Here is a 24,557-nt window from a genome sequence, read left to right as displayed (position 1 = left end):
CCGGCCGCCCCTCCCCTGGACGCGGCGGGTGCGTCAGCAACCGCCGGGCCCGTGGCGCTGTCAGCCGCCGAAGCGGACGTTGCTCCCGGCGAGCGCCGCGGCGACGGCCGAATTGATCTGGGTGCCGCCGAAGTTGATGTTGCCCGCGTTCACCGCGACGGCGATGGAGAGGTTGCCGTTCTGGAAGAACCCGGCCTGCATCGTGGTGCGCTCGGGCAGCAGCTCGACCTGCTCGTCGGCGAAGAGCTCGAGGTCCGTGGACATGGTGTCTCCTTCAGGATCGGTACTGGATGGAGTCCGCCAGGAACAGGACCGCAGCGGTGCCGCCGGACCCTCCTGATCGCCCCGTGGTCTGCCGAGCCCGGCCGCGGTCCGGGATCGGCACGCGGAAGTCTCGGGCCGCCGCCGGACCGAGGGCATCAGCGTCCGGCACCTATCTGCTCCGGTCCCTCCACTGACCCCCGCACCCGGGACCACGCGCCCCCGCTGGGTCATGCCCGTACGGCGGACGACGGTACGGATCCGCTGTCCCGGGCGTCGGTCCAGCCACCACGTAGACGCCTCGTGGGGAGGTCCGGTGCGGCGTCCTGCACGCGGCGAGGGACAACGCGAGGAGGGGCGGCCGCGAACGACCGCCCCTCCCCGGCCCGGCACACAGCCGGGCCTCGCATCACCCCATCGGCAAGAGGCTCAGGCGTCAGCCGATGAAGACGTTGCTGCCCGCTGCAGCCGCGGCGACGGCGGCGTTGAGCTGGTTGCCACCGACGTTCAGGTTCAGCACGTTGGCGGCCACCGCGGTCGCGGTGTTGCCGTTCTGCGCGAAGAACTGCATGGTGGTGCGCTCGGGCAGCAGCTCGACCTGCTCGTCGGCGAAGAGCTTCAGGTCCTCGGACATGGTGTCTCCTTCAGGATCGATACTGGTTGGAGTCCGCCAGGAGCAGGACCGCAGCGGTGCCGTCGGACCCTCCTGCTCGCCCCGTGGACTGCCGAGTCCAGCCGCGGTCCGGAGTCGGCGCGTGGAAGTCTCGGGCCGCCGCCGGACCGGCGGCATCAGCGTCCGGCACCTATCTGCTCCGGTCCCGCCATTGACGCCGGTCGTCGCCACCACCGATCCGCGAAGGCGGTACACGTAGGTGGCGACCACGGCACCGAGCGCGGAGGCGCACGGATCGCTGCGAGGGCACGGATCGCTGCGAGGGCCATGTGGGTCCTCCCGTGGAGGAGACGCCGGCCTCCGTACACCGAGCGCCGACAACGGGAAGAGGGGCGGCCGCGAACGACCGCCCCTCCCCGGCCGGGCACGCAGCCGGGCCTCGCATCACTCCATCGGCAGGTGGCTCAGGCGTCAGTCACCGATGAAGACGTTGCTGCCCGCGAGCGAGAGGGCAGCCGCGATGTTCGCCTGGTTGCCGCCCACGTTGACGTTGCCGGCGTTCACGGCCGCGGCGACGGCGGTGTTGAAGTTCTGTGCCGCGAAGAACTGCATGGTGGTGCGCTCGGGCAGCAGCTCGACGGTCTGGTCCTCGAACATGGGATCTCCTCAGGATGCGGTACTGGGGATGAGGCCTGCCGGGATCAGGACTGCGGCGTCGCCGCCGGACCTCCCCGATCGCCCCGTGGACTGCCGAGCCCGGCCGCGGTCCGGGATCGGCACGCGAGAGTCTCGGGCCCCGCCGTGGAGGGCGACATCGGTGGCCACCACCTATCTCGGCTCAGCCGGATCCCGGCCCCGGGTCCGTCCACCACGGTGCCCGCTCGATGCGACACCTAGAGCGGAGAACCGGCACGGATCAGCAGGTGTCATCACTGTCGGACCCACCGGTCGGGTCGTAGTGTCTGCGGCCCCGGTTCGTCCCGGGTCGCCGGGTGGGAGGCGCCGGTCGATCGGCGTGCCCCGGCGACCCGGTGACCCGGTGACCCGATCGACCGTCCCGAACGGATTGTGACCGTTTGATGAACCGTGGCGCCCGCCGTCGAGCACTCGGCTCCGTCGTCCTCGCCGTCGCGCTCCTGTCCGCCTGCGCGTCACGCGACAGCACGGAGGTCTCCGTCTACGGGGAGTCGGCGCGGGCCCGGAACGCCGCGGACACTGATCCGGACCAGCCGGTGCCGGTGCTGCGGCCGGAGGTGCTGGCCGAGGTGCCGCACGACCCGTCGGCCTTCACCCAGGGGTTCGAGGTGCACGACGGCGCCCTCTACGAGGGCACCGGGCTCGCGGGCCGGTCCCAGCTGCGCGAGGTCGACCCCGCGACCGGCGAGGTGCGGCGGTCCGCGCCGCTCCCCGGCCGGCTGTTCGGCGAGGGCATCACGGTGGTGGACGACCGCATCTGGCAGCTGACCTGGCAAGACGGTGTGGTGCTCGAGTGGGACCGGGCCACGCTCACCCTCCGGCAGGAGGTGCCGCTGGAGGGCGAGGGCTGGGGGCTGTGCTTCGACGGGACCCGCCTCGTGCGCAGCGACGGCACGGACCAGCTGCGCTTCCACGACCCCGTCACCTTCGCCGAGACCGGCTCGGTCGCCGTCACCTTCGACGACGAGCCGGTGACCCAGCTCAACGAGCTGGAGTGCGTCGACGGACAGGTCTGGGCGAACGTGTGGCAGTCCGACGCCCTCGTCCGCATCGACCCGGTGAGCGGGCGGGTGACCGCGCTGGTCGACGCCGCCGGCCTGCTCGACCAGGAGCAGCGCGCGGACGCCAACGCGGTCCTCAACGGCATCGCCGCCCTGGGCGACGACGAGTACCTGCTCACCGGCAAGCTGTGGCCCGTCTCGTTCCGCGTGCGGTTCGTGGAGTAGTCCGGTCCGCCGGTGCGGACTCGCCCCGGTCCCGGGCACCGTGTCGTCCCCGGCCGTCCCGCACCAGCGGGCGGGCACCACGGACGCAGCCGGTCGGCACCACCGAGGTGCGGTCAGGGACCACGGGACCGGTCCGGGGACCGCACCCTGCGCCGCCGCGACGTGCTGGGATGGCGCGACGAGGGGTGCGTCGCCCGCCGGCGGCGTCCCGACGACCACCCCACGACCGTCCGGAGGTACCCGTGGAGAGTCGGTTCCCCGTCCTGCTCTCGGCGCTGCTCCTGGTGTGCGGCTCGTTCTCCTGGAGCAGCTCCGCTGGTCCTGCCGGTCCGCTGTCCGGGTGGCTGAGCTCGATCGGCGTCAGCGCCGCCGTGGGGGATGGCTCCGGGTCCGTGAGCCTGGTGTCGTGCTCCGGGGACTCCTGCTCGGTGACGCTGGGAGGGAGCGGCGCCCGGGCCCACGTGCTCGGGACGACGATCGGGCTCACCGGGACCGACGGCGACCGGGCGACCCTCCGGGTCGAGGACCGGGACGTCTCCTGCACGGTGGGGCGGACGACCCCGGTGGGCGGGCTGCAGCTGACCTGCACGGAGGTCGCGGACGGCCGGGTGGCGTTCACGGTCACCCGCGGCTGAGGTCCGACCGCCGGCGGCGACCCCGGCCCACCGCCGGGGCGACCGGCCGGCCGGCTCAGCCGGTGGGGACCTCGGCGTCGAGGATGGCGCCGAGGACGCCGTTGACGTAGGCGGGCGAGTCGTCGGTCGACAGCGTCCGGGCCAGCTCCACGGCCTCGTCGATGACGACGGCGTCGGGCACGTCGTCGGCCCAGAGCAGCTCGAACACCGCCATCCGCAGGATCGCGCGGTCGACGTCGGGCAGCCGCTCGAGCGACCAGCCGCGGGCGTGGGCCCCGATCAGCTCGTCGATGCGCGCCTGGTGCGCCGCCACGCCCTCGACCAGCCGGACGGCGTGGTCGGGGACGGGCGGCGACGGGTCGGCGATCCGCTCACGGAGCAGCTCCACCGGGTCGGTGCCCCGCAGGTCCGCCTCGTAGAGGACGTCGACGGCGCGCTTGCGCGCCTTGGTGCGGGCAGCCATGGCTCGGAGCCGGTGTGTCAGTTGGCGCGGCCGAGGTACCGGCCGTCGCGGGTGTCGACCTTGAGCTTGTCGCCGGTGTTGACGAACAGCGGCACGTTGATCTGCGCGCCGGTCTCGAGGGTGGCGGGCTTGGTGCCGCCGGTGGAGCGGTCGCCCTGCAGGCCCGGGTCCGTGTGCTGGACGACGAGCTCCATGGTCACCGGCAGCTCGACGTAGAGCGGCGTGCCCTCGTGCACCGCGACGACGACCTCGGTGTTGTCGAGCAGGTAGTCCGCGCCGCCGCCGACGGTCTCGGACGGGACGTAGATCTGCTCGAAGGTGTCCCCGTCCATGAAGACGAAGTCGTTGCCCTCGCGGTACAGGTAGGTCATGTTCCGCTTGTCCACGGTGGCCGTCTCGACCTTGGTGCCGGCGTTGAAGGTCCGGTCGACGACCTTGCCCGAGAGCACGTTCTTCAGCGTCGTCCGCACGAACGCGCCGCCCTTGCCGGGCTTGACGTGCTGGAACTCGGTGACGGACCACAGCTGGCCGTCGAGGTTGAGGACCATGCCGTTCTTGAGGTCGTTGGTGGTAGCCATCTAGAGGACCAGCAGTTCCTTGCTCGTGAGGGTCAACAACTCGGGCGCGTCCGCCGTGACGACGAGCGTGTCCTCGATCCGGACACCGCCGTGGCCGGGGAGGTAGACCCCCGGCTCCACGGTGACGGCCATGCCGGCGGCCAGACTACCCGCGCCCAGCGGGCCGATGCCCGGCGCCTCGTGGATCTCCAGGCCCACCCCGTGCCCGAGGCCGTGGGTGAAGTGCTCGGCGTGCCCGGCCGCGGCGATGACGTCCCGCGAGGCCGCGTCGACGGCGACGACGTCGGCCCCGACGGCCAGCGCCGCCCGCCCGGCCGCCTGCGCCTCGGCCACCAGCGCGTAGACCTCCCGCTGCCAGTCGGCGGCGTGCCCGAGCACCAGCGTGCGGGTCATGTCGGAGTGGTAGCCGTCGACGGTCGCGCCGAAGTCGAGCTTGAGGAGGTCGCCGCCGGCCAGGACCGTGCGGTCGGGCCGGTGGTGCGGGATCGCGGAGTTCGCGCCGGTGGCCACGATCGTCTCGAACGACGGCGCCTCGGCGCCGAGCGCCAGCATGCGGGCGTCGAGCTCCCGGCCGACCTCCAGCTCCGTGCGCCCGGGCCGCAGCGCGCCCTCGGCGGCCAGCTCGGCCAGCGCCTGGTCGGCGACCGCGCAGGCGCGGCGCAGCGCCTCGATCTCGTCGTCGTCCTTGACCGCGCGCAGCTCCTCGACCGCGCGGCGGACCGACACCAGCCCGGGCACCGTCCCGCCGGCCGCGGCGTCGGCGAGCACCCGCTCGAGCTGGGCCAGCCCGTCGACGGTGACGTGGTGGCTCTCGTAGCCGATCCGGCCCGCACCCCGGCGGACCGCCTCCTGCGCCAGCGCGGGGACCGTGCTGCGGTCGACCAGCAGCTCGACGTCGGGCACCTGGGTGCCGGCCTGGGTGGTGTACCGGCCGTCGGTGCCGAACAGGTCGGCCCCGTCGGTGCGCAGCAGCAGCGCGCCGTTGGAGCCGGTGAACCCGGTCAGGTAGCGGACGTTGAGCAGGGTGGTCACCAGGACGGCGTCCAGCCCCCGCTCCGCCGCGGTCGCCCGCAGCCGCTCCCGCCGTTCGGCCGCCCTGCTCACGAGACCCCCTTCGCCGCCAGGTACCGCAGCGCCAGCTCGTAGCCCTGGACGCCGAGCCCGGCGATGACGCCGTCGGCGACGCGGGAGACGTAGGAGTGGTGCCGGAACTCCTCGCGCCGGTGGATGTTCGAGACGTGCACCTCCACGACCGGCGCGGTCACCGCGGCCAGCGCGTCGTGCAGCACCACCGAGGTGTGCGACCAGCCGCCGGGGTTGATGACGACCGGGTCGCCGGCGTCGGTCGCCTCGTGGACCCAGCCGAGCAGCTCGGCCTCGGAGTCGGTCTGGCGCACCCGCACGGCGAGCCCGAGCCCGGCGGCGGCCTCCTCGACCATCGCCACGAGCTCGGCGTACGTCGTCGTGCCGTACACCTGGGGCTCGCGGGTGCCGAGCCGGCCGAGGTTGGCCCCGTTGAGGACCTGGATCGTCACTGTGCCTCCGATACCGCGGCCCACGCCGCGTCCAGCCACGCCTGCTCGGGGTCGGTCAGGATCGTCGGGTTCCCGATGCCGTCGAGGACGACGAACCGCAGCGTCGCGCCGCGGGCCTTCTTGTCCACGCGCATCACCGCCTGCAGCGCCGCCCAGTCGCCCCGGTAGGCGGTCGGCAGGCCCATCGCCGCCACCAGCTCGCGGTGCCGGTCGGCCTCGGCGCGGGTCAGCGTCCCGGCCCGGACGCCGAGCTCGGCGGCGAAGACCAGCCCGACGGCGACCGCCTCGCCGTGCCGCCAGCGGAAGTCCTCGACCCGCTCGATCGCGTGGCCGAGGGTGTGCCCGTAGTTGAGGAACTCGCGGACGCCGGTGTCGAACAGGTCCTGCCCGACGGCGTCGGCCTTGACCCGCACCGCCCGCTCGACGAGCTCCTCCGTGTCGCGGCGGCCGGTCGGGTCGGCGGCGAGCAGGTCGAGGATGGCGCCGTCGGCGATGAAGCCGCACTTGACCACCTCGGCCATCCCGGCGCGGAACTCCGCCTCCGGCAGCCCGGCGAGCACGTCGGTGTCGGCGAGCACCCCGGCCGGCGGGTGGAACGCCCCGACCAGGTTCTTGCCGGCGCCGGTGTTGATGCCGGTCTTGCCGCCCACCGCGGCGTCGACCATGCCGAGCACGCTGGTGGGCAGGTGCACGACGCGGACGCCGCGGGTCCAGGTGGCGGCGAGGAACCCGGCGAGGTCGGTGACCGCTCCCCCGCCGACCCCGACGACGGCGTCCGAGCGGGTCAGCCCGAGCCGGCCGAACTCCTCCCAGGCGGCCGCGGCGACCGCGGCGGTCTTGGCGGCCTCGCCGTCGGGGACGACGACGGCCTCGGCGGCCACGCCGGCGGTCTGCAGCGTCTCGACGGCGGCGCCGGCGAGCGCGGCCAGCGGCGGGCTGTGCACGACGGCGGCCTTCGGCGTCCCGGCGAGCAGCAGCCCGAGCTCGACCTGCGCCCCGGCGCCGATGACGACGTCGTAGGGCTTCTCCCCCGCGACCGTCACGCGCCTCATCGCCCGGCCCCCGCAGGCAGCGCGGCGAGCACGTCGGCGACCACGTCCTCGGGGGTGCGGCCCCCGGTGGGCACGACCACGGTGGCGACCTCCGCGTAGAGGGGGGCGCGCTGCTCGAGCAGGGTCCGCAGCATCGCCCGGGGGTTGACGGCCAGCAGCGGGCGGTCCCGGGACAGCCCGGCCCGCCTGGCCGCCGAGGGCAGGTCGACGTCGAGGTGGACGATGGTGCCGCCCGCCCGGCCGTGCGCGACCAGCAGCGCCCGGGTGGCCGCGCTGAGCACCGCGCCGCCACCGAGCGCGAGGACGCCGTCGTGCTCGGCCAGCGCCCGGGCGACCGCCTGCTCCTCGAGGTCGCGGAAGTGCTGCTCGCCGTGCGTGACGAACAGGTCGGCGACGCTGGTGCCGGTGGTGGCCTCGACGTCGGCGTCGGTGTCCCGGAACGGCAGGCCCAGCGCGGTCGCCACCTCCGTCCCGACGGTGGTCTTGCCCGACGCCGGCGGCCCGACCAGGACGAGGAGCGGACCCGTCACCGGAACGGGAGCGCGTCGAGGTAGCCCTGCACGTTGCGGCGGGTCTCGGTCACCGAGTCGCCGCCGAACTTCTCCAGGACGGCGTCGGCGAGCACCAGCGCCACCATCGCCTCCATGACGACCGCCCCGCGGGGGACGGCGATGGCGTCGCTGCGCTGGTTGATCGCGACGGCGGCGTCACCGGTGGCGACGTCGACGGTGGCCAGCGCCCGCGGCACGGTGGAGATCGGCTTCATGGCGGCGCGGACGCGCAGCACCTCGCCGTTGGTCATGCCGCCCTCGATGCCGCCGGCGCGGTCGGTGACCCGCCGCATCCGGCCGTCCTCGCTGACGATCTCGTCGTGGGCGACCGAGCCGCGGCGGCGCGCGGTCTCCAGGCCGTCGCCGACCTCGACCGCCTTCACCGACTGCACGCCCATGAGCGCGCCGGCCAGGCGGGAGTCCAGGCGCCGGTCCCAGTGCACGTGGCTGCCCAGGCCCGGCGGCAGGCCGTGCACGACGACCTCGATGACGCCGCCGAGGGTGTCGCCGTTCTTCCGGGCGTCGTCGACCTCGGCGACCATGACGGCGCTCGTGGCCGGGTCGGCGCAGCGGACCGGGTCGTCGTCGATGCGCGGGTTGTCCTGCGGGCCGGGGACGATGCCGTCGGGCACGGTGACCGGCCCGATGGCGACGACGTGGCTGACCACCTCGACGTCGAGCACCTGGCGCAGGAACGCCCGGGCGACGGCGCCGAGCGCGACGCGGGCGGCGGTCTCGCGGGCGCTGGCCCGCTCGAGCACCGGGCGGGCGTCGTCGAAGCCGTACTTCTGCATGCCGGCGAGGTCGGCGTGGCCCGGGCGCGGCCGGGTGAGCGGCGCGTTGCGGGCCTGCCCGGCGAGCACCTCGGGGTCGACCGGGTCGGACGCCATGACCGTCGTCCACTTGGGCCACTCGGTGTTGCCCACCTGGACGGCGATGGGCCCGCCCATGGTCACGCCGTGCCGGACGCCGCCGGTCAGGGTGACGGCGTCCTGCTCGAAGGACATCCGGGCGCCGCGGCCGTGGCCGAGCCGGCGGCGGGCCAGGTCGACGTCGAGGTCGGAGGTCTGCACCTGCACGCCGGCGGGCAGGCCCTCGAGGATGGCGGTGAGCTGCTGGCCGTGCGACTCACCGGCGGTCAGCCAGCGCAACATGCGGCCGATTCTGCCAGTCGGGGTCCTCGGCCCAGCGGTCCGTCCGACGAGAGCGGCCCGGACGGGACCGGCGGGGTCAGCGGGCGTCCAGCGCGGCGCGCATGGGCCCCAGCGGCGCGGGCACCCCGGTCATCAGCTCCACCTGCACCGTGGCCTGCCAGAACAGCACCTCGATGCCGCTCACCACCGTGGCGCCGGCCCGGTCGGCCGCGGCGGCCACCGGCGTGGGCCAGGGGGCGTACAGCACGTCCAGCACGGTCTGCCCGGCGCGCCAGCCGAGGCCGGCGAGGTCGCGGTGCGCGCCGATCGGCACGGTGCTGACGACGACCGGCGCCTCGACCGGGCCGGGCTCCAGCCGCCGGACCACGGCCTCGACGCCGAGCACCCCGAGCACCCGGGTGACGTCGGCGGCGCGGGAGGGGTCGCGGACCAGCACGTCCACCGACTCGGCGCCGAGCTCGGCCAACGCGACGGCGGCGGCCGCGGCCGTCCCGCCCGCGCCGACGATCGCCGCGTGCGCGACCCGCTCGACGCCGGCGGTCTGCAACGCCATCCCGACGCCGTGGACGTCGGTGTTCTCCGCCCTCCACCCGGCGCCGGTGTGCACGAGGGTGTTCGCCGCACCCAGCAGCCGGGGCAGCGGCTCCACGGCGTCGGCGACGGCGACCGCCGCCTGCTTGCACGGCATGGTCACCGAGAACCCGCGCCACTCCGGGCCGAGGCCGGCGACCAGGTCGGGCAGGTCCTCGGCGCCCACGTCGAGGGCGTCGTAGGTCCAGCCGGTCAGGCCGAGCGCGGCGTACGCGGCGCGGTGCAGCAGCGGGGAGAGGGAGTGCCCGACCGGGCGGCCGAGGACGGCCGCCCGGCCGGGCGGGGCCGGTGCGGGCACGGGCCGGTCAGCCACCACACCCGAGGCCGGCGTCGGCGCACCGCTGGCGGGCCGCCAGGAACTCGTCGTAGCTGGCGGTGAAGAAGTGCCGCCCGTCCGCGGACTCCAGCACGTAGTACAGGAGGTCCCCGGTCGTCGGCGCCAGCGCCGCCTCCAGGCTCGCCTCGCCCGGCGCCGCGATCGGCGTCGGCGGGAGGCCGGCCCGGGTCCGCGTGTTGTACGGGCTGTCGGTCTGCAGGTCGCTGACGGTCAGGTCGTTGCCGTTCTTGCCGAGCCCGTAGGCCAGCGTCGCGTCGATCCCGAGCGGGATGCCGTCGGTCAGGCGGTTGTAGACGACCTGCGCCACGTTCACCCGCTCGTCGTCGACCTTGGTCTCCCGCTCGATCATCGACGCGACGACCACGACGTCGTACACCGAGCGCCCGGCCGCGGCGGCCCGCTGCTCCAGCTGCACGTCGGTGGCCATGTCGGTGAACCGGGTGACCATCGCGCGCAGCACGTCGACGGCGGTGTCGTCGGGCTCGACGTCGTAGGTCGCGGGGAACAGGAAGCCCTCGAGCTGCCCGTTCGCGTACGCCGGCAGGCCCAGCGCGGCCGGGTCGGCCGCGGCGGCCTGCAGCTCCTCCACCGGCAGGCCGGTGGTCTCCGAGATCCGCTGCAGCGTGCCCGCGAGCGTGGAGCCCTCGGGCACGGTGACCCGCGAGACCTGGCGGGCGGCCGGGTCGAGCAGCAGGTCGAGGGCGGCCTGGCCGCTCATCTGCGACCGCAGCTCGTAGACGCCGGGCTGGATGCCCGTCGCCGCCGCGTTCGCCTCGGCGGCCTCGACGAACGGCTCGGAGGAGGCGATGACGTCGGCCTCGACGAGGGTGCCGGCGATGTCGCTGAGGGTGTCGCCCTCGCCGACGCGCACCTCGACGCTGCCGGTGCCCGCGCCGGTGTAGTCCTCGGCCTCGGGGTTGACCAGGCCGATCAGCGCCCTGCCGCCGAACACGATGCCGGCGACGAGCGCGCCGAGGACCAGCAGCGCGAGGACGTTGGCCAGCGGGCTGCGGCGGCGGCCGGAGCGCCGGCGGGGCGCGGCCGCGGCGCCGTGGTCGTCGGCGGCGTCGTGCAGGTCGTGGTGCCCGTCGTCGGGCTCCTCGCCGAAGACGGCGGCGGAACCGTGCTCCTCGGCGTCGTCGCGGGAGCGGCGCCGGCGCCGGCGGCCGGGTCCGGGGTCGGCGCTGCCGGCGCCGAGGACCTCGAGGCCGCCGGTGGGGTCCTCGTCGTCGGCGGGCTCGTCGTGCGGGCCGACGGCGGCCGCGGCCACGGTGGGCGCGTCGTCGGGGTCGGCGGTCCCGGTGTGGCGGGCGAGCTTCGACCACGGGCCGGACGGCCGCGGCGGGACGCCGGGCAGCGGCGGCACGGGCTGGCTGTCGCCGGGCAGCGGGCCGGTGCGGTCGTCCTCGGGCGCGCCGGCGTCATCCGGAGCGGCGTGCCGGCCGGCGGTCACCGGCCGGACGCCGTGGTCCAGCAGGCCCGCGCGGGTGGGGGTGCCGGGCGAGACCGGGCTGGGACCGAGGGGCAGCCGCGTCGTCGCCGGACCGGCCGGCCCGGCGCCCGCGGGAGGCGCCGGGACGTCGGGCACGCCGGAGAGGCCCCGCCCGTGCGGCGGGACCGGACCGGTCACGAGCGCCCCCGCTGGGCGTCGAGGTACGCCTGGAGGATGACCACGGCGGCGGCCTGGTCGATCACGGGGCGCTGGGCGCGGCTGTCGAGCCCGTTCGCCCGCAGGGAACTGGCTGCGGTCACGGTGGAGAGCCTCTCGTCGACGAGGTGCACGGGCACGCTGCCGATGCGCCCGGCGAGTGACCGAGAGTAGGCACGCGCCTCCCGCGCGGAGGCGCCCGACGCACCCGACAGGTGCCTCGGCTCCCCCACGATCACCTCTGTCACCTCGTGTTCCTCGACGAGGGCGACGATCCGGTCGAGGTCCCCGCCGTCGCGGCGGCGCTCCACGGTCTCCAGCGGGCTGGCCAGGGTGCCGGTGGGGTCCGACAGCGCGACGCCGATCCGCACCGTGCCGACGTCGAGCCCGAGCCGGCGGCCCTGGCGGGTGCGGCGCGGCGGCAGCGGCAGCCCGGCGGGCAGCCCCTGCGACAGGTCGATCTCGGTGGTCTCGTTGCGCACCGGCGGGAAGCCGGCGCGCAGGTCGATCTGCTCGGTGCGGTGGTGCACCGGCTCCTGCGGCGGGGCCTGCCGGGGACGCGACGGCGGCACCGCCGGGCGGCCCTGCACGCGCCGCTCCCCCACCGGACCGGTCTCGTCGGGGCGCTGCTCGGGCACTCCGCTCACCTCCCTGCGGCGGTCGCGACCGCCTCTTCGCCGGCCTGCAGGGCGGCGGGGATGCCGCCCGGGTCCGTGCCGCCGCCCTGGGCGACGTCGGGCTTGCCGCCACCGCGGCCCCCGACGGGGGCGGCCGCGGCACGCAGCACGTCGCTGGCGGACAGCCCGCGCTGCTGGGCGGCGGGGTTCAGTGCTGCGACCAGAGCCACCTTGCCCCCCGACTCCGAGGCCAGCAAGACGACCCCGGGGCGCTCGCCGAGCCGCCCGCGGACGTCGAGGGCGAGGGTGCGCAGGTCACCGCCGGAGAGGCCGGCCGGCGCCGCGGTGACGACGGCGACCCCGCCGACGTCCGTGGCGCCCGCGGCCAGCTGACCGGCCGCGGCCTGGGTCTGCTGGGCGCGCAGGTCGGCGACCTCCCGCTCGACGTCGCGCAGCCGGGACAGGATGCCGCCGACCCGGTCGACCAGCCCGTCGGTGGGCGACTTGAGCAGCTCGCCGAGCTGGCGCACCAGGTCGCGCTCGCGGGCCAGGTAGCGGAAGCCCTCGAGGCCGACGACGGCCTCCACGCGCCGCGAGCCCGAGCCGACCGACGACTCGCCGGTCAGCGCGAGCGTGCCGATCTGCGCGGAGCCGGCGACGTGCGTGCCACCGCAGAGCTCGCGCGACCACGGGCCGCCGATCTCGACGACGCGCACCTGCTCGCCGTAGGTCTCGCCGAACAGCGCGAGCGCGCCGATGGCCTGGGCCTCGGGCAGCGTCATGTAGGTCGCGGTGACCCGGTGGTCGGCGCGCACGGCCGCGTTGGCGACGTCCTCGATGTCGTGCCGCTGCTGCAGGGTGAGCGCGCCCTGCCAGGCGAAGTCCAGCCGCAGGTAGCCGGGGCGGTTGTAGGAGCCCGACTGGAGTGCCTGCGGGCCGAGCACCTGGCGCAGCGCGGCGTGCACCACGTGGGTGCCCGAGTGCGCCTGGCAGGCCGACAGCCGCCACTCGCGGTCCACCTCGGCGGTGAGCTCCGCGCCCTCGGCCAGCTCGCCCTCGAGCACCCGGACCTGGTGCACGACCAGGCCCTTGACCGGCCGCTGCACGTCGAGCACCTCGGCGCGGCCGCCGTCCCAGGTGAGGGTGCCGGCGTCGGCGACCTGGCCGCCGGACTCGGCGTAGAACGGCGTCCGGTCCAGGACCACGCGGGTGACCTCGCCCGGCCCGGCCGGCGCGGCCGGGGCCCCCTCCTCCGCGGCGAGGTCGGCGACCAGGCCGAGCACGCGGGAGTCGGTGCGCAGGGTCGAGTAGGCGCGCCAGTCGGTGGGGCCGTGGTCGGCCAGCAGCCGGCGGTAGGCCAGGACGTCGACCGAGCCGGTGCGCTTGGCGCGGGCGTCGGCGCGGGCCCGGTCGCGCTGCTGCTGCATGAGCGCGCGGAAGCCGTCCTCGTCGACGGTCACGCCCTGCTCGGCAGCCATCTCGAGGGTGACGTCGATCGGGAAGCCGTAGGTGTCGTGCAGGGAGAACGCCTGCTCGCCCGACAGCGACGGCGTCCCGGCCGCCTTGGCCTGCGCCACGGCGGTGTCGAACAGCGCGGTGCCCGAGGTGAGGGTGCGCCGGAACGCCTCCTCCTCGGCGTAGGCCACGGAGCTGATCCGGTCGAAGTCGGTGACCAGCTCGGGGTAGCTCGCGCCCATCGCGTCGCGGGAGACCGGCAGCAGCTCGGGCAGCGTGGCGGCGTCGACGCCGAGCAGCCGCATCGAGCGGACGGCGCGGCGCAGCAGCCGGCGCAGGATGTAGCCGCGGCCCTCGTTGCCGGGGGTGACGCCGTCGCCGATGAGCATCAGACCGCTGCGGACGTGGTCGGCGACCACGCGCAGCCGGACGTCGGCGTCGTGGTCCTTGCCGTAGGTGACCCCGGCGAGGTCGGCGGCGCGGCGCAGCACCGGCGCCACCTCGTCGATCTCGTACAGGTTGTCGACGCCCTGCAGCAGGAAGGCCACCCGCTCCAGGCCCATGCCGGTGTCGATGTTCTTCTTCGGCAGCTCGCCGACGATCCGGAAGTCCTCCTTGCTCCGGACGTCGGTGAGCTCGTACTGCATGAAGACGAGGTTCCAGATCTCCAGGAACCGGTCGCCGGCCGTGTCGACCAGCGGGCCGCCGTCGGGGCCGAACTCCGGGCCGCGGTCGAAGTAGATCTCCGAGCACGGCCCGCCGGGGCCGTCGGCGCCGGTGTGCCAGTAGTTGTCCTTCTTGCCCAGCCGCTGGATGCGGTCCCTCGGCAGGCCGGCGATGCGGTGCCAGGCGTCGGCGGCCTCGTCGTCGTCGAGGTAGACGGTGACCCAGATGCGGTCGGGGTCGAAGCCCAGCCCGCCGTCCTCCACCCGCCCGGTGACCAGGTCCCAGGCGTGCTGGATGGCCCCCTCCTTGAAGTAGTCCCCGAAGGAGAAGTTGCCGTTCATCTGGAAGAACGTGCCGTGGCGGGTGGTCTTGCCCACCTCCTCGATGTCGAGGGTGCGCACGCACTTCTGCACGCTGGTGGCCCGCGGGAACGGCGCGGGCTCGCGGCCGGTCAGGTACGGGATGAACGGCACCATGCCGGCGACGGTGAACAGCAGGGAGGGGTCCGGCGACACCAGCGAGGCGCTGGGGACGACGGTGTGCCCGCGCTGCTCGAAGTGCTGCAGGAAGCGGCGGCGGATCTCGGCGGTCTGCATGTCCTACTCGGTCCTCGATGCGGGAGCGGTCCCCGCGGGGTGGGTGCTCAGCGGTCGGCGGCGTGCGCGCCGCGCCGTCCGGGGAGCTGGAGCGGGGTCTGGTCGCGCTCGGGCAGGGGTGCGTCCAGGCCGGTGCCCGAGCGCAGCTCCTCCTCGCGCACCGCGGCCGCGGCGCGCACGTCCGCGCCGAACTCGCCGATCGCGTCGGCGAGGTCGCGCAGGCCCTCGACCAGCGCGCCCGCGATGCCCTGCGGGGTGAGCTTCTCCGCGGCCCGGGACAGCTTGCGGACGACGAGCGCGCCGATGGTGATGCCCATCGCCAGCCAGAACAGCCGACGCATCAGGCGGCCCGCCGGGCGGCGCGGCGCGCGCGGCGCTCGGCCTTGTCGCGGGCGGCGGCCTCGGCGATCGCCTGGCCCTCGCGGCGCTTCCTGGTGGCGCTGCGGACGCCGTAGCTGAACGCGGCCACCTTGATCAGCGGGCTGCCCACGGTGGCGGCGACGACGCTGGTCAGCGCCGCGACGTTGCTCGACACGTTCGCCGCGTTGCCGGTGATGTCGTCGACCCGCTCGAGGTTGCTGTTGACCTGGGCGATCGTCGTCTGCGCCTGGGTGAGGATCGGCCGGCTGTCCTCCCGGGTCTGCCGGATGGTCAGCGTGGCCTCGTCCAGGGTGCGTCCCAGCTTCAGCAGCGGGACGGCCAGCAGCAGCACCAGCAGCACCAGCGCCAGGGCGGCGATCAGTCCGGCCCACTCTCCTGCGGACACGCGGCGTCTCCTCTTCTCCGTCGGCGGCCGGCGTGGTCGGCAACGACCGGCGTGGCCACAGTAGTCGCGGCCCCCGGCGCTCCTCCGGTGCGCCGGACGACACCGGCCCGTCAGGCGCCCCGGCCGGTCCGCTCGGCGCCCCGGCTCTCCCGCGGGTGCCGTCGGACGATCGCCCGGAGCTTGCCCAGGCGGGCGCCGATGCCGGCCTCCACGCCGCGGGGGGTGGGCCGGTAGTAGTCGCGGCCGACCAGCCCGTCGGGCGGGTACTGCTGCGGCACGATCCCGTCGGGCGCGTCGTGCGGGTAGACGTAGGTCGAGCCGTGGCCCAGCTTCTTGGCCCCGGCGTAGTGGGCGTCGCGCAGGCCGGCCGGCACCGGCCCGCCGAGGCCGGCGCGGACGTCGGCCACCGACTCGCCGATCGCCACCGTCACCGCGTTCGACTTCGGCGCCGTGGCCAGGTGGACGACGGCGTGCGCCAGCGGGAAGTGCCCCTCGGGCATGCCGATGAGCTGCACCGCCTGCGCGGCGGCGACCGCGGTCTGCAGCGCCGTCGGGTCGGCCATGCCGATGTCCTCGCTGGCGGAGATGACCAGCCGGCGGGCGATGAACCGCGGGTCCTCCCCCGCCACCACCATCCGGGCGAGGTAGTGCAGCGCGGCGTCGACGTCGCTGCCGCGGATCGACTTGATCAGCGCGCTGGCGACGTCGTAGTGCATGTCGCCCTGGCGGTCGTAGCGCACCGCGGCCTGCGCGACGGCGGTCTCCAGGGTGGCGAGGTCGATCTCGCCTGAGCCCGCGGCCCGCGCGGCGCCCGCCCCGGACTCCAGCGCGGTCAGCGCCTTGCGCCCGTCGCCGCCGGCGACGCGGACGAGGTGCTCCTCGGCCTCCCGGCTCAGCGTGAGCGCCCCGCCGAGCCCGCGGTCGCTGGTCAGCGCCCGGTGCAGCAGCGCGCGGACGTCGTCGTCGGACAGCGGTTGCAGCGCGAGCACCAGGCTGCGCGACAGCAGCGGGCTGACGACGGAGAAGAACGGGTTCTCGGTGGTGGCGGCGATCAGGCTGACGATGCGGTCCTCGACGGCCGACAGCAGCGAGTCCTGCTGGGTCTTGGAGAACCGGTGCACCTCGTCGATGAACAGCACGGTGCGCCGGCCGGCGTAGGTGAGCTCGCGCCTGGCCGCGGTGATGACCGCGCGGACCTCCTTGACGCCGGCGTCGAGCGCGGACAGCTGCACGAACTGCCGCTTGGTGGCCAGCGAGATGACGTGCGCCAGCGTCGTCTTGCCGGTGCCGGGTGGGCCGTAGAGGACCAGCGACATCGGCTCGTCGGCCTCGACCAGGCGGCGCAGCGGCGCCCGCGGGCCGAGCAGGTGGGTCTGGCCGACGACCTCGTCGAGGGAGCGCGGACGCATGCGCACCGCCAGCGGCGCACCCGGGTCGACGGCGTCGCCGGTGACCTCCGCCGGCTCGTCGAACAAGGACGTCACGGGTAGCGACGCTACCCGCGGGGCACGACAGCCCCGTGCACCAGCGACGCATCGGAGACCGCACCGTCAGCGCGATCGGCCTGGGGGCCATGCCCCTGTCGACCAAGACCGACCGACCCACCCGCGAGGAGGCGGTCGCCGTCGTCCACGCGGCCCTGGACGCCGGCGTGACCCTGGTCGACACCGCCGACGCCTACGCCCGCGACGAGGCCGAGTTCGGGCACAACGAGACGCTCGTGGCCGAGGCGCTGGCGTCCTACGGGCCGGGCGCGGGCGACGTGCTGGTGGCCACCAAGGGCGGGCACACCCGGCGGGGCACCGACTGGGAACTCGACGGCTCGCCGGCGTACCTGCGGAAGGCGTGCGAGGCCTCGCTGCGGCGCCTGGGTGTGGACGCGATCGGCCTGTACCAGTACCACCGGCCCGACCCGGACACGCCGTGGGAGGAGTCGATGGGCGCGCTGCGGCAACTCGCCGACGACGGCCTGGTGCAGATGGTCGGCATCTCCAACGCCGACGTCGCGCAGATCGACGTCGCCCGCTCGATCGTCGGCCCGGCGCTGGCGGCGGTGCAGAACCAGTTCTCGCCGGGGTGGCGCTTCTCGGCCGGCGAGGTCGAGCACTGCGCGGCGCACGGGCTGGCGTTCCTGCCGTGGAGCCCGTTCGGCGGCGTCACCGCGGCCGGGTCGCTGTCGGCCACCGCGCCGGCGTTCGCGGAGGTGGCGTCCGAGCTGGGCGTGTCGGTGTACCGGGTGACGCTGGCCTGGCACCTCGCCCAGGCCGACGTCGTCGTGCCCATCCCCGGCGCGTCGCGGCCGGCGTCCATCCAGGACTCCGCCGCCGCGGCCGACCTGGAGCTGACGCCCGAGCAGCTCGCCCACCTCGACGGGTCGACGCCGGGTTGATCACCGGCTCGTCGCCACTCACGTCGGCGTGTCCGCGCGTGTCGGCGGCAACGACCCGATGATCAACTCCCCGGGCGCCACCTCCGGCTGAGCAGCGCCCGCCGCGTCCGCTCGACCACGACGGCGGGGCCTGTCAGGTGCCGCGCCGCGAAGCGGAGCGCCCGAACTGCTCCGCCTCGGCGTGCTGTCGCCCCTCGTACTCGATCGCCAGCCGGTGTCCGGCGTACCCGAGGTCGGCGTGCGCGACCACCCGGCCCCGGCGGTCGACGACCGGCACCTGCGCCTGCGGGGCCGGCAAGTCGCTCGTCGTCAGCCAGTAGCGCAGCAGGCTCTCCGGGCGGGACACCGCGTGCCGGGACAGCAGCGGCGCGCACTCCCGCGCGCGGACGACGCCCCGGGTCCGGCCGGCCCGGCCGAGGCGCCGCTCGAGCGCCACCGCGTCGAGGCGCCCTGCGCGGAGCAGCGCGTCGCCCACCGCGACCAGTTCGGCCGGCGGGAGCCGTGGCGCCAGGTCGAGGAACGTCTGCGCCCCGGAGGTCACCTGCAGACCCGCGACCTCGGTCACGTCCTCGCTGCGCAGCTCCCGGACGTGCACCGCGAGCCCGCGCCGCTGCGGGAGCACCGGCCGCGGACGCAACACGACCTCGACCTCAGGTGAAGGGTCAGTGTGAGCGCCGAGCAGCACGGCCGCGGTGCCCAGCCCGAGGGCCGTGTCCGGGGGCAGCAGCCGCGTCCACGCGCGGCAGCGGGCGGCCAGACCCGTCTCCGCGGCGGCCGAGAGGTGCAGGCCGCGGGTCAGCCGCCGCCCGTCAGCGGCCACCTGCCGCCGTCGGGCCCCGGCCGCGCGGGCCTCCGTCCACGTGTGGACCAGCGGCAGCTCGACGTCGTCCATGCCGGGACAGTGCGGCCGGTCCGGGCCCCCGCCGGGCCGGAGCGGCCGGTTGTGGACGCCGTGGCGCCTGTGGACACGCCGCGCCCGCTGTCGATCATCGCCTCGTCGCCACCCGCGTCGGCGTGTCTGCGCGTGTCAGCGGCAACGCCCCGGTGATCAACTCGCAGGAGCGGATCCCGCCAGCGCGCGGCGGCGGCCGTCCAGCAGCACCGCCACGAACACCGCGCCCACGAGCGCGGCCACCCACGGTCCCCAGTCCCGGCCCGTGGGGGACGCCGCCAGGCCGAAGACCTGCCACGCCCCCGACAGCGCATCGCCGAGGGTCCGCGGCAGGCCGGCGCCGGGCCGCAGCAGGGGTTCCAGCCACGCCACCGCGGTCAGCGCCGGGCCGACCAGCCAGGCGCCCAGCACGACCACCGGCCACACGACCAGCCGCGCCACCGGCCGGACGCTGACCACCACCAGCGCTGCCGCCAGCAGGACGGCCTGCAGCCACACCAGCGCGGTGCGGAGGCCGGACCCGTACGCCGACGACGGCAGCAGCAGCGAGAGCCACCCCGGCAGCAGGCCGGCCGCCAGCCCGAGCACCACGCCCGCCCCGGCGGGACCGGCGAGGACGAGGGACCCGGCGCCCCACGCCAGCACGCCGAGGCCGGCGGTCAGCACGGCGAGCCCGGTCAGCACGCGCGGGTCGGAGTCGAAGCCCGCGCCGGCGTCCGGGGCCGCCACCGACTGCACCAGGGTGACCGCGATCCCCAGGACGGCGCCGCACCCGGTCGCGACCAGCGCGGCCCGGCGCCGCCCCGCCGGCACGAGCAGCGCCAGCGCGCCGGCCAGCAGCCCGCCGACCGCGGCGCCGAGCACCAGCGACGTGAGCAGCCCGGCCCGCAGCGGCAGCACGATCGGCGCCCCGCGCCCCATCCCGTGCAGCAGCCAGGGCAGGAAGCCCGCGCACCAGGCCGGCGCGGCGAACGGCACGAGCGCCCAGACCGGGAGCCGCCGGGCGACTCCCGGCGGGCTGACCGCAGCGCTCAGCGGCCCAGCACCTCGCGCAGCGCGGCCAGCACGAGGGCGACCGTGTCGGGGCGGGCGTTGTGGCCCATGAGCCCGATCCGCCAGACCGTGGCCGCGTACGCGCCGACCCCGCCGCCGATCTCCAGGTCGTAGCGCTCGAGCAGCTCCTTGCGCACGGCCGCGGAGTCGACGCCGTCGGGCACCCGCACGGTGGTGAGCTCCGGCAGCCGGTGCCCCTCGGCGGCGAACAGCTCCAGGCCCATCTCCTGCAGGCCCTCGTGCAGCAGCCGGCCGGCCTCGGCGTGCCGGGCGTGCACCGCGTCCAAGCCCTCCTCGAGGATCCGGCCGAGCCCGGCGTGCAGCGACACGACCATCCCGGTCGGCGCGGTGTGGTGGTAGGTGCGGCCACCGGACCCGGCCGCCTCCCCCGCGTAGCCGCCGAGCATGCCGAGGTCGAGGTACCAGCTGCGCGGCTTCTCCACCCGCCGCTCCCAGGCCCGCTCGTCGATCGTGAACGGGGCCAGGCCGGGGGCCACGCCGAGGCACTTCTGCGAGCCGGAGTAGGCGAGGTCGACGCCCCAGTCGTCCAGCCGCACCGGGATGCCGCCCAGCGAGGTCACGCAGTCGGCGAGCAGCAGCGCGTCGCCCTTGCCGGCCGCCAGCGGCTCCAGGTCCGACAGCACGCCGGTCGAGGTCTCCGCGTGGACGGCGGCGATCAGCTTCGGTGCGGGGTGCGCCTCGAGGACCCGGGCGGCGTCCACGGGACAGCCCCACTCGTGGTCGACCCGCACCACCTCGGCGCCGCACCGCGACGCGACGTCGACCATCCGCTCGCCGAACAGCCCGTTGACCGCCACGACGACGACGTCGCCCGGCCCCACGGTGTTGACGAACGCCGCCTCCATCCCCGCCGACCCCGTGGCCGACAGCGGCAGCGTGCGCCGGTTGGCCGTGCCGAACACGGTGCGCAGCCGGTCGGAGGTCTCGTCGAGGACGGCGAGGAACGCCGGGTCGAGGTGGCCGAGCAGCGGCTGCCCGAGCGCGACCGTCGCCTCCGGGTAGGGGTTGGAGGGGCCGGGACCGAGCAGGGTGCGGGCGCGCAGCGGCATGCGCCGCACCCTAGGACCGGCCTCCCGCGACCGCTCCCCAGACACCCCACGGGTCGGCGTCCGCACGCTCCACCGGACCGCCCTCGGTGACCAGCCGTTCCAGCAGGTCCGCGGCGGCCGCGGCGCCGCCGTGCCGGGCCAGCGAGGCCGCCACCACGCCCGCGCGGGACCGGAAGCCGGGGTCGGCGAGCACCTCCGCGACCGCCTCCGCCACCCGCCGCGGCGTCGGCCGGCCGGTCCGCAGGTCGACGCCGGCGCCGGAGGCGGCCACCCGGCGGGCGATCTCCGGCTTGTCGAGCGTGCCGCCGGCCACCACCAGCGGCACCCCGGCCCCCAGCGCCGCCAGCACGCCGCCCCACCCGCCGTTGGTGACCACCACCGCCGTCCGCGGCAGCAGCACGTCGTACGGGAGGAACTCCGCCTGCCGCCCGTTCGGCGGCACGGCGTCCGCCGGCAGCGCCCCCGACCCGGTGGCGGCCGCGACCACGACGGGAGCGCAGGCCAGCCCGCGCAGGGCCGGGAGCAGCAGGTCGCGCGGGTCGACGTCGTAGGTGCCCTGGGTGACGTGCACGACCGGGCGGCCGTCGGCGAGCAGCTCCGGCCACCACGGCGGCGGCTCGCGGCCGGCGGGCGGCGGCGCGAGCTGCCCGACGAAGTGCACCTGACGGGGCAGGTCGCCGCGCGGGTGTTCGAGTTCGGGGACGCCGTGGGCGAGCACCAGCTGTGGTGAGGCGAAGGCCTCCAGCGCCGCGGACCGTGCCGGCGGCAGGCCGGCCTCGGCGCGCACCTCGGTGAGGACGGCGTCCATGCGGCGGACCAGGGTGCGCGCCACCAGCGCCCGCAGCGCGGCGTCCCGGGCCCGCCCGAGCCGGCCGCGCCCCGGCAGCAGGCCGGTGCCGAAGGGCGGCAGGTCCCGCGACGGCATCGACAGCGGGACCAGCGACACCGACGCCCACGGGGTCCCGGTGCGCTCGGCGACCAGGCTGCAGCCCAGCGCCAGCTGGTCGCTGACCAGCAGGTCCACCGGCCCGGCGGCCTCGATGTCGTGGGCCTGGCCCGGGCCGGTGCGCAGGAACACGTGCTCCAGGTTGGTGGCCACCGCCCGCATGCCACGGCCGTCGCCCACCTGCGGGAACGTCGCGCGCAGGTCGGTGTCGTCGAAGTCCGGCGCCCGCTCCCACGGCACCCAGGTCGCCCCGGCGGCGGTGAACCGCGCCGCGTACCTCCGGCCGGTGTGGGCGAGCACCTCGTGGCCGCGGGCGGTCAGCTCCGCGGCCAGCGCGGCCATGGGTGCGGCGTGGCCGGCGAAGGGCATCGCGGCGACCAGCACCCGCATCGCACACCTCCGTCCGTGCGCGCAGTCTCCCGCGCAGGCGCCCGGCGCGTCGAGGATGGGCCGGTGAGCACCGACGACGCACCGGGCGCGCCGCGCCGCGAGGAGGCCGCCGCGATGTGGGCGGCGTACACGGCGAGCCGCCCCGGCGGCGGCCCGCCCGAGGACGAGCCGCCCGTCGAGCGCTTCGGCGACAGCCGCGCGCTGGCCGACGAGCTGATCGGGCTGGTGCTCGCCGGCACCAAGCGGGCCACCGCGGGCCTGGTCGCCGACTTCGCGCACGAGGGCGAGCCGCTGCCCCGCATCGGCGGGCACTGGATCGCCTGCGACGGCGAGGGCCGCCCGCGCGCGGTCCTGCGCAGCACCGAGCTGCGCGTCGGCCGGCTCGACAGCGTCGACGACGCCTTCGCGTGGGACGAGGGCGAGGACGACCGCACCCGCGCGAGCTGGCTCGCGGGTCACCTGCGCTACTTCACCCACACGCAGGCAGCCCGCGGGCAGGTCTGGGACGACGCGCTCGAGGTCGTGTTCGAGCGCTTCCGCGTCGTCTGGCCGCCCGAGGTGGCCGACCGGGCCGGCTGAGCAGCCGGCCCGGCCGGGCGGTCACCTCGTCGGGTCGCTCGGCCCCGGGGCGCCGGGCTCGCCGGGCAGCGCCGGCTCCTCGGCGACGGCGTCGATGCCCGCCTCCTTGCGCTGCGCGTCGGTGATCGGCGTCGGCGCGCCGGTCAGCGGGTCGTAGCCGGCGCCGGTCTTCGGGAAGGCGATGACCTCGCGGATCGACTCGACCCCGGCCAGCAGCGCGGTCAGCCGATCCCAGCCCAGCGCGGCGCCGGCGTGCGGCGGCGGGCCGTAGGCGAAGGCCTCGAGGAAGAACCCGAACCGCTCGCGGGCCTCCTCGCGGGACATGCCGAGGGTCTCGAACACCCGCTCCTGCAGCTCGGGGTCCGCGATCCGGACCGAGCCGCTGGCCAGCTCGTTGCCGTTGACGACCAGGTCGTAGGCGTCGGACAGCGCGTTCGCCTTGTCCTCGGCGAACCGGTCGCGCCACTCCGGCGTGGGCGAGGTGAACGGGTGGTGCATGAACGTCCAGTCGCCGTCCTCGGTCTCCTCGAACATGGGGAAGTCGACGACGAACAGGAACGACCAGGAGCCGGGCTCGACGAGCTCCAGCCGCCGGGCGATCTCGTTGCGCGCGGCGCCGAGGAGCTCCTGGGAGGACCGGCGCGGGCCCGCGGCGAAGAACACGCAGTCGCCCGGGTCCGCGCCCACGGCGGCCACGAGCCCCTCGCGCTCGGTGTCGGAGATGTTCTTGGCCACCGGCCCGCCGAGGGTGCCGTCCTCGGCGACGGTCACGTAGGCCAGCCCGCGGTAGCCGCGCGAGCGGGCCCAGTCCTGCCAGCCGTCGAACGCCCGCCGCGGCTGCGACCCGCCGCCGGGCATGACCACCGCGCCCACGTAGGGCGCCTGGAACACCCGGAACGGCGTCTCGGCGAAGAACTCGGTCAGCTCGGTGAGCTCGATGCCGAAGCGCAGGTCGGGCTTGTCCGACCCGAACCGGTCCATCGCCTCGCGGTAGGTCATCCGCGGGATCTCGGGCACGTCGTAGGAGGCCAGCTCGCGCCACAGCGCCCGGACGACGTCCTCGACGACGGCCAGGACGTCGTCGCGCTCGACGAAGCTCATCTCGAAGTCGAGCTGGGTGAACTCCGGCTGCCGGTCGGCGCGGAAGTCCTCGTCCCGGAAGCAGCGGGCGATCTGGTAGTAGCGCTCCAGCCCGCCGATCATCAGCAGCTGCTTGAACAGCTGCGGGGACTGCGGCAGCGCGTACCACTTGCCCGGCTGCAGCCGCACCGGCACGAGGAAGTCCCGCGCGCCCTCGGGGGTCGAGCGGGTGAGGTCCGGCGTCTCCACCTCGACGAAGCCGTGGCCGGCCATGACGCCGCGGGCGATCCGGTTGACCTCGCTGCGCAGGCGCAGGATCCGGGCCGGGCCCTGCCGGCGCAGGTCGAGGTAGCGGTACTTGTAGCGGACGTCGTCGCTGGCGGCCTGGTCGGTCTCGATCGGGAACGGCAGCGGCGCCGCCGGCGACAGCACCCGCAGCTCGGCGGCGGCCACCTCGACCTCGCCGGTGGGCAGCTCGGGGTTCTCGTTGCCCGCCGGCCGCTGCCGGACCTCGCCGCTCACCAGCACGCAGAACTCGGCGCGGAGGTGGTGCGCCTCCTCCTCGCGGACGACGACCTGGACGTAACCCGAGGCGTCGCGCAGGTCGACGAAGACGACGCCGCCGTGGTCGCGCCGGCGGGCCACCCAGCCGGCGAGGGTGACGGTGGAACCGGCGTCGGACGCGCGCAGCGTGCCGGCGTCGTGGGTGCGGAGCACA

The 24,557-nt window shown here is 75.7% G+C and carries 26 protein-coding genes; 4 read left to right on the top strand and 22 right to left on the bottom strand.

Annotated features, from left to right (window positions below):
- Window positions 1-60: 60 nt before the first annotated feature.
- The 3 genes from ACI796_RS07755 to ACI796_RS07745 form a co-directional block, all read right to left on the bottom strand.
- A complete protein-coding gene (locus ACI796_RS07755) occupies window positions 61-264 on the bottom strand; it encodes a hypothetical protein (protein ID WP_456940654.1) in 204 nt (67 codons plus the stop codon).
- A 433-nt stretch (window positions 265-697) separates the two neighbouring features.
- Complete coding sequence (locus tag ACI796_RS07750) at window positions 698-895, bottom strand: hypothetical protein (RefSeq protein ID WP_456940653.1); 198 nt, start codon at window positions 893-895, stop codon at window positions 698-700.
- A 450-nt stretch (window positions 896-1,345) separates the two neighbouring features.
- Window positions 1,346-1,531 (bottom strand): hypothetical protein, encoded by a 186-nt coding sequence (locus ACI796_RS07745; protein ID WP_456940652.1) that lies wholly within the window; start codon window positions 1,529-1,531, stop codon window positions 1,346-1,348.
- Between the two features lie 422 nt (window positions 1,532-1,953).
- On the opposite strand from ACI796_RS07745, the gene ACI796_RS07740 reads away from it, so the two are divergent.
- A complete protein-coding gene (locus ACI796_RS07740) occupies window positions 1,954-2,796 on the top strand; it encodes a glutaminyl-peptide cyclotransferase (RefSeq protein ID WP_456940651.1) in 843 nt (280 codons plus the stop codon).
- A 242-nt stretch (window positions 2,797-3,038) separates the two neighbouring features.
- Complete coding sequence (locus ACI796_RS07735) at window positions 3,039-3,431, top strand: hypothetical protein (protein ID WP_456940650.1); 393 nt, start codon at window positions 3,039-3,041, stop codon at window positions 3,429-3,431.
- 55 nt (window positions 3,432-3,486) lie between these two features.
- Here the strand turns inward: ACI796_RS07735 and nusB are convergent, their stop codons facing one another.
- The 14 genes from nusB to ACI796_RS07665 form a co-directional block, all read right to left on the bottom strand.
- Window positions 3,487-3,894, bottom strand: coding sequence for a transcription antitermination factor NusB (gene nusB / locus ACI796_RS07730; RefSeq protein WP_456940649.1), 408 nt, complete (start codon window positions 3,892-3,894; stop codon window positions 3,487-3,489).
- A 17-nt stretch (window positions 3,895-3,911) separates the two neighbouring features.
- Window positions 3,912-4,472, bottom strand: a complete 561-nt coding sequence (gene efp / locus ACI796_RS07725) for an elongation factor P (protein WP_456926769.1) — start codon at window positions 4,470-4,472, stop codon at window positions 3,912-3,914.
- Window positions 4,473-5,576, bottom strand: a complete 1,104-nt coding sequence (locus tag ACI796_RS07720; RefSeq protein WP_456940648.1) for a M24 family metallopeptidase — start codon at window positions 5,574-5,576, stop codon at window positions 4,473-4,475.
- Window positions 5,573-6,007, bottom strand: coding sequence for a type II 3-dehydroquinate dehydratase (gene aroQ, locus ACI796_RS07715; protein WP_456940647.1), 435 nt, complete (start codon window positions 6,005-6,007; stop codon window positions 5,573-5,575). The genes ACI796_RS07720 and aroQ overlap by 4 nt, the downstream gene beginning before the upstream one ends.
- On the bottom strand, window positions 6,004-7,059 hold the full coding sequence (gene aroB / locus ACI796_RS07710; protein WP_456940646.1) for a 3-dehydroquinate synthase: 1,056 nt from the start codon (window positions 7,057-7,059) through the stop codon (window positions 6,004-6,006). The genes aroQ and aroB overlap by 4 nt, the downstream gene beginning before the upstream one ends.
- Window positions 7,056-7,589, bottom strand: a complete 534-nt coding sequence (locus tag ACI796_RS07705; RefSeq protein WP_456940645.1) for a shikimate kinase — start codon at window positions 7,587-7,589, stop codon at window positions 7,056-7,058. The genes aroB and ACI796_RS07705 overlap by 4 nt, the downstream gene beginning before the upstream one ends.
- Window positions 7,586-8,764 (bottom strand): chorismate synthase, encoded by a 1,179-nt coding sequence (gene aroC, locus ACI796_RS07700; RefSeq protein ID WP_456940644.1) that lies wholly within the window; start codon window positions 8,762-8,764, stop codon window positions 7,586-7,588. The genes ACI796_RS07705 and aroC overlap by 4 nt, the downstream gene beginning before the upstream one ends.
- A 76-nt stretch (window positions 8,765-8,840) precedes the next feature.
- On the bottom strand, window positions 8,841-9,653 hold the full coding sequence (locus tag ACI796_RS07695; protein WP_456940643.1) for a shikimate dehydrogenase: 813 nt from the start codon (window positions 9,651-9,653) through the stop codon (window positions 8,841-8,843).
- Window positions 9,654-9,660: 7 nt separating this feature from the next.
- Complete coding sequence (gene mltG / locus ACI796_RS07690; RefSeq protein ID WP_456940642.1) at window positions 9,661-11,322, bottom strand: endolytic transglycosylase MltG; 1,662 nt, start codon at window positions 11,320-11,322, stop codon at window positions 9,661-9,663.
- Complete coding sequence (gene ruvX, locus ACI796_RS07685; RefSeq protein ID WP_456940641.1) at window positions 11,319-11,978, bottom strand: Holliday junction resolvase RuvX; 660 nt, start codon at window positions 11,976-11,978, stop codon at window positions 11,319-11,321. Before ruvX ends, mltG begins: the two co-directional genes overlap by 4 nt.
- Window positions 11,979-11,983: 5 nt before the next feature.
- Window positions 11,984-14,674 (bottom strand): alanine--tRNA ligase, encoded by a 2,691-nt coding sequence (alaS, locus tag ACI796_RS07680; RefSeq protein ID WP_456940640.1) that lies wholly within the window; start codon window positions 14,672-14,674, stop codon window positions 11,984-11,986.
- Between the two features lie 47 nt (window positions 14,675-14,721).
- On the bottom strand, window positions 14,722-15,015 hold the full coding sequence (locus ACI796_RS07675; RefSeq protein WP_456940639.1) for a hypothetical protein: 294 nt from the start codon (window positions 15,013-15,015) through the stop codon (window positions 14,722-14,724).
- Window positions 15,015-15,440 (bottom strand): DUF948 domain-containing protein, encoded by a 426-nt coding sequence (locus tag ACI796_RS07670; protein ID WP_456940638.1) that lies wholly within the window; start codon window positions 15,438-15,440, stop codon window positions 15,015-15,017. Before ACI796_RS07670 ends, ACI796_RS07675 begins: the two co-directional genes overlap by 1 nt.
- 110 nt (window positions 15,441-15,550) lie before the next feature.
- Complete coding sequence (locus ACI796_RS07665; protein WP_456940637.1) at window positions 15,551-16,924, bottom strand: replication-associated recombination protein A; 1,374 nt, start codon at window positions 16,922-16,924, stop codon at window positions 15,551-15,553.
- Between the two features lie 35 nt (window positions 16,925-16,959).
- On the opposite strand from ACI796_RS07665, the gene ACI796_RS07660 reads away from it, so the two are divergent.
- Window positions 16,960-17,829: an aldo/keto reductase gene (locus ACI796_RS07660; protein ID WP_456940636.1), complete on the top strand. Its 870-nt coding sequence runs from the start codon at window positions 16,960-16,962 to the stop codon at window positions 17,827-17,829.
- Window positions 17,830-17,962: 133 nt separating this feature from the next.
- Here ACI796_RS07660 and ACI796_RS07655 read toward each other — a convergent pair whose 3' ends face one another.
- From ACI796_RS07655 to ACI796_RS07640, 4 genes are all read right to left on the bottom strand, one after another.
- On the bottom strand, window positions 17,963-18,721 hold the full coding sequence (locus ACI796_RS07655) for a hypothetical protein (protein ID WP_456940635.1): 759 nt from the start codon (window positions 18,719-18,721) through the stop codon (window positions 17,963-17,965).
- Window positions 18,722-18,877: 156 nt separating this feature from the next.
- Window positions 18,878-19,699: a hypothetical protein gene (locus ACI796_RS07650; RefSeq protein ID WP_456940634.1), complete on the bottom strand. Its 822-nt coding sequence runs from the start codon at window positions 19,697-19,699 to the stop codon at window positions 18,878-18,880.
- 53 nt (window positions 19,700-19,752) lie between these two features.
- Window positions 19,753-20,844, bottom strand: coding sequence for a pyridoxal-phosphate-dependent aminotransferase family protein (locus ACI796_RS07645; protein ID WP_456940633.1), 1,092 nt, complete (start codon window positions 20,842-20,844; stop codon window positions 19,753-19,755).
- A 10-nt stretch (window positions 20,845-20,854) separates the two neighbouring features.
- Window positions 20,855-22,180 carry a glycosyltransferase gene (locus ACI796_RS07640; RefSeq protein ID WP_456940632.1) on the bottom strand — a complete coding sequence of 442 codons (1,326 nt, stop codon included), beginning with the start codon at window positions 22,178-22,180 and terminating at the stop codon, window positions 20,855-20,857.
- Between the two features lie 63 nt (window positions 22,181-22,243).
- Here ACI796_RS07640 and ACI796_RS07635 point away from each other — a divergent pair, with 63 nt between their 5' ends.
- Window positions 22,244-22,759 (top strand): ASCH domain-containing protein, encoded by a 516-nt coding sequence (locus ACI796_RS07635; protein ID WP_456940631.1) that lies wholly within the window; start codon window positions 22,244-22,246, stop codon window positions 22,757-22,759.
- A 21-nt stretch (window positions 22,760-22,780) separates the two neighbouring features.
- Here the strand turns inward: ACI796_RS07635 and aspS are convergent, their stop codons facing one another.
- Window positions 22,781-24,556, bottom strand: coding sequence for an aspartate--tRNA ligase (aspS, locus tag ACI796_RS07630; RefSeq protein ID WP_456940630.1), 1,776 nt, complete (start codon window positions 24,554-24,556; stop codon window positions 22,781-22,783).
- Window position 24,557: the final 1 nt, after the last annotated feature.

This window comes from Geodermatophilus sp. SYSU D00525 (genome assembly GCF_054050475.1).
This window is presented reverse-complemented; position numbering and strand designations above follow the sequence as displayed.

Excerpts from the sequence above, each read along its gene's own strand:
- nusB (WP_456940649.1), bottom strand. The coding sequence starts at position 3,894 with ATGGCTGCCCGCACCAAGGCGCGCAAGCGCGCCGTCGACGTCCTCTAC.
- aroC (WP_456940644.1), bottom strand. The coding sequence starts at position 8,764 with ATGTTGCGCTGGCTGACCGCCGGTGAGTCGCACGGCCAGCAGCTCACC.
- alaS (WP_456940640.1), bottom strand. The coding sequence starts at position 14,674 with ATGCAGACCGCCGAGATCCGCCGCCGCTTCCTGCAGCACTTCGAGCAG.
- ACI796_RS07655 (WP_456940635.1), bottom strand. The coding sequence starts at position 18,721 with ATGGACGACGTCGAGCTGCCGCTGGTCCACACGTGGACGGAGGCCCGC.
- ACI796_RS07740 (WP_456940651.1), top strand. The coding sequence starts at position 1,954 with ATGAACCGTGGCGCCCGCCGTCGAGCACTCGGCTCCGTCGTCCTCGCC.
- ACI796_RS07640 (WP_456940632.1), bottom strand. The coding sequence starts at position 22,180 with ATGCGGGTGCTGGTCGCCGCGATGCCCTTCGCCGGCCACGCCGCACCC.
- ACI796_RS07675 (WP_456940639.1), bottom strand. The coding sequence starts at position 15,015 with ATGCGTCGGCTGTTCTGGCTGGCGATGGGCATCACCATCGGCGCGCTC.
- aroB (WP_456940646.1), bottom strand. The coding sequence starts at position 7,059 with ATGAGGCGCGTGACGGTCGCGGGGGAGAAGCCCTACGACGTCGTCATC.
- ACI796_RS07755 (WP_456940654.1), bottom strand. The coding sequence starts at position 264 with ATGTCCACGGACCTCGAGCTCTTCGCCGACGAGCAGGTCGAGCTGCTG.
- ACI796_RS07745 (WP_456940652.1), bottom strand. The coding sequence starts at position 1,531 with ATGTTCGAGGACCAGACCGTCGAGCTGCTGCCCGAGCGCACCACCATG.
- efp (WP_456926769.1), bottom strand. The coding sequence starts at position 4,472 with ATGGCTACCACCAACGACCTCAAGAACGGCATGGTCCTCAACCTCGAC.
- ACI796_RS07645 (WP_456940633.1), bottom strand. The coding sequence starts at position 20,844 with ATGCCGCTGCGCGCCCGCACCCTGCTCGGTCCCGGCCCCTCCAACCCC.
- ACI796_RS07750 (WP_456940653.1), bottom strand. The coding sequence starts at position 895 with ATGTCCGAGGACCTGAAGCTCTTCGCCGACGAGCAGGTCGAGCTGCTG.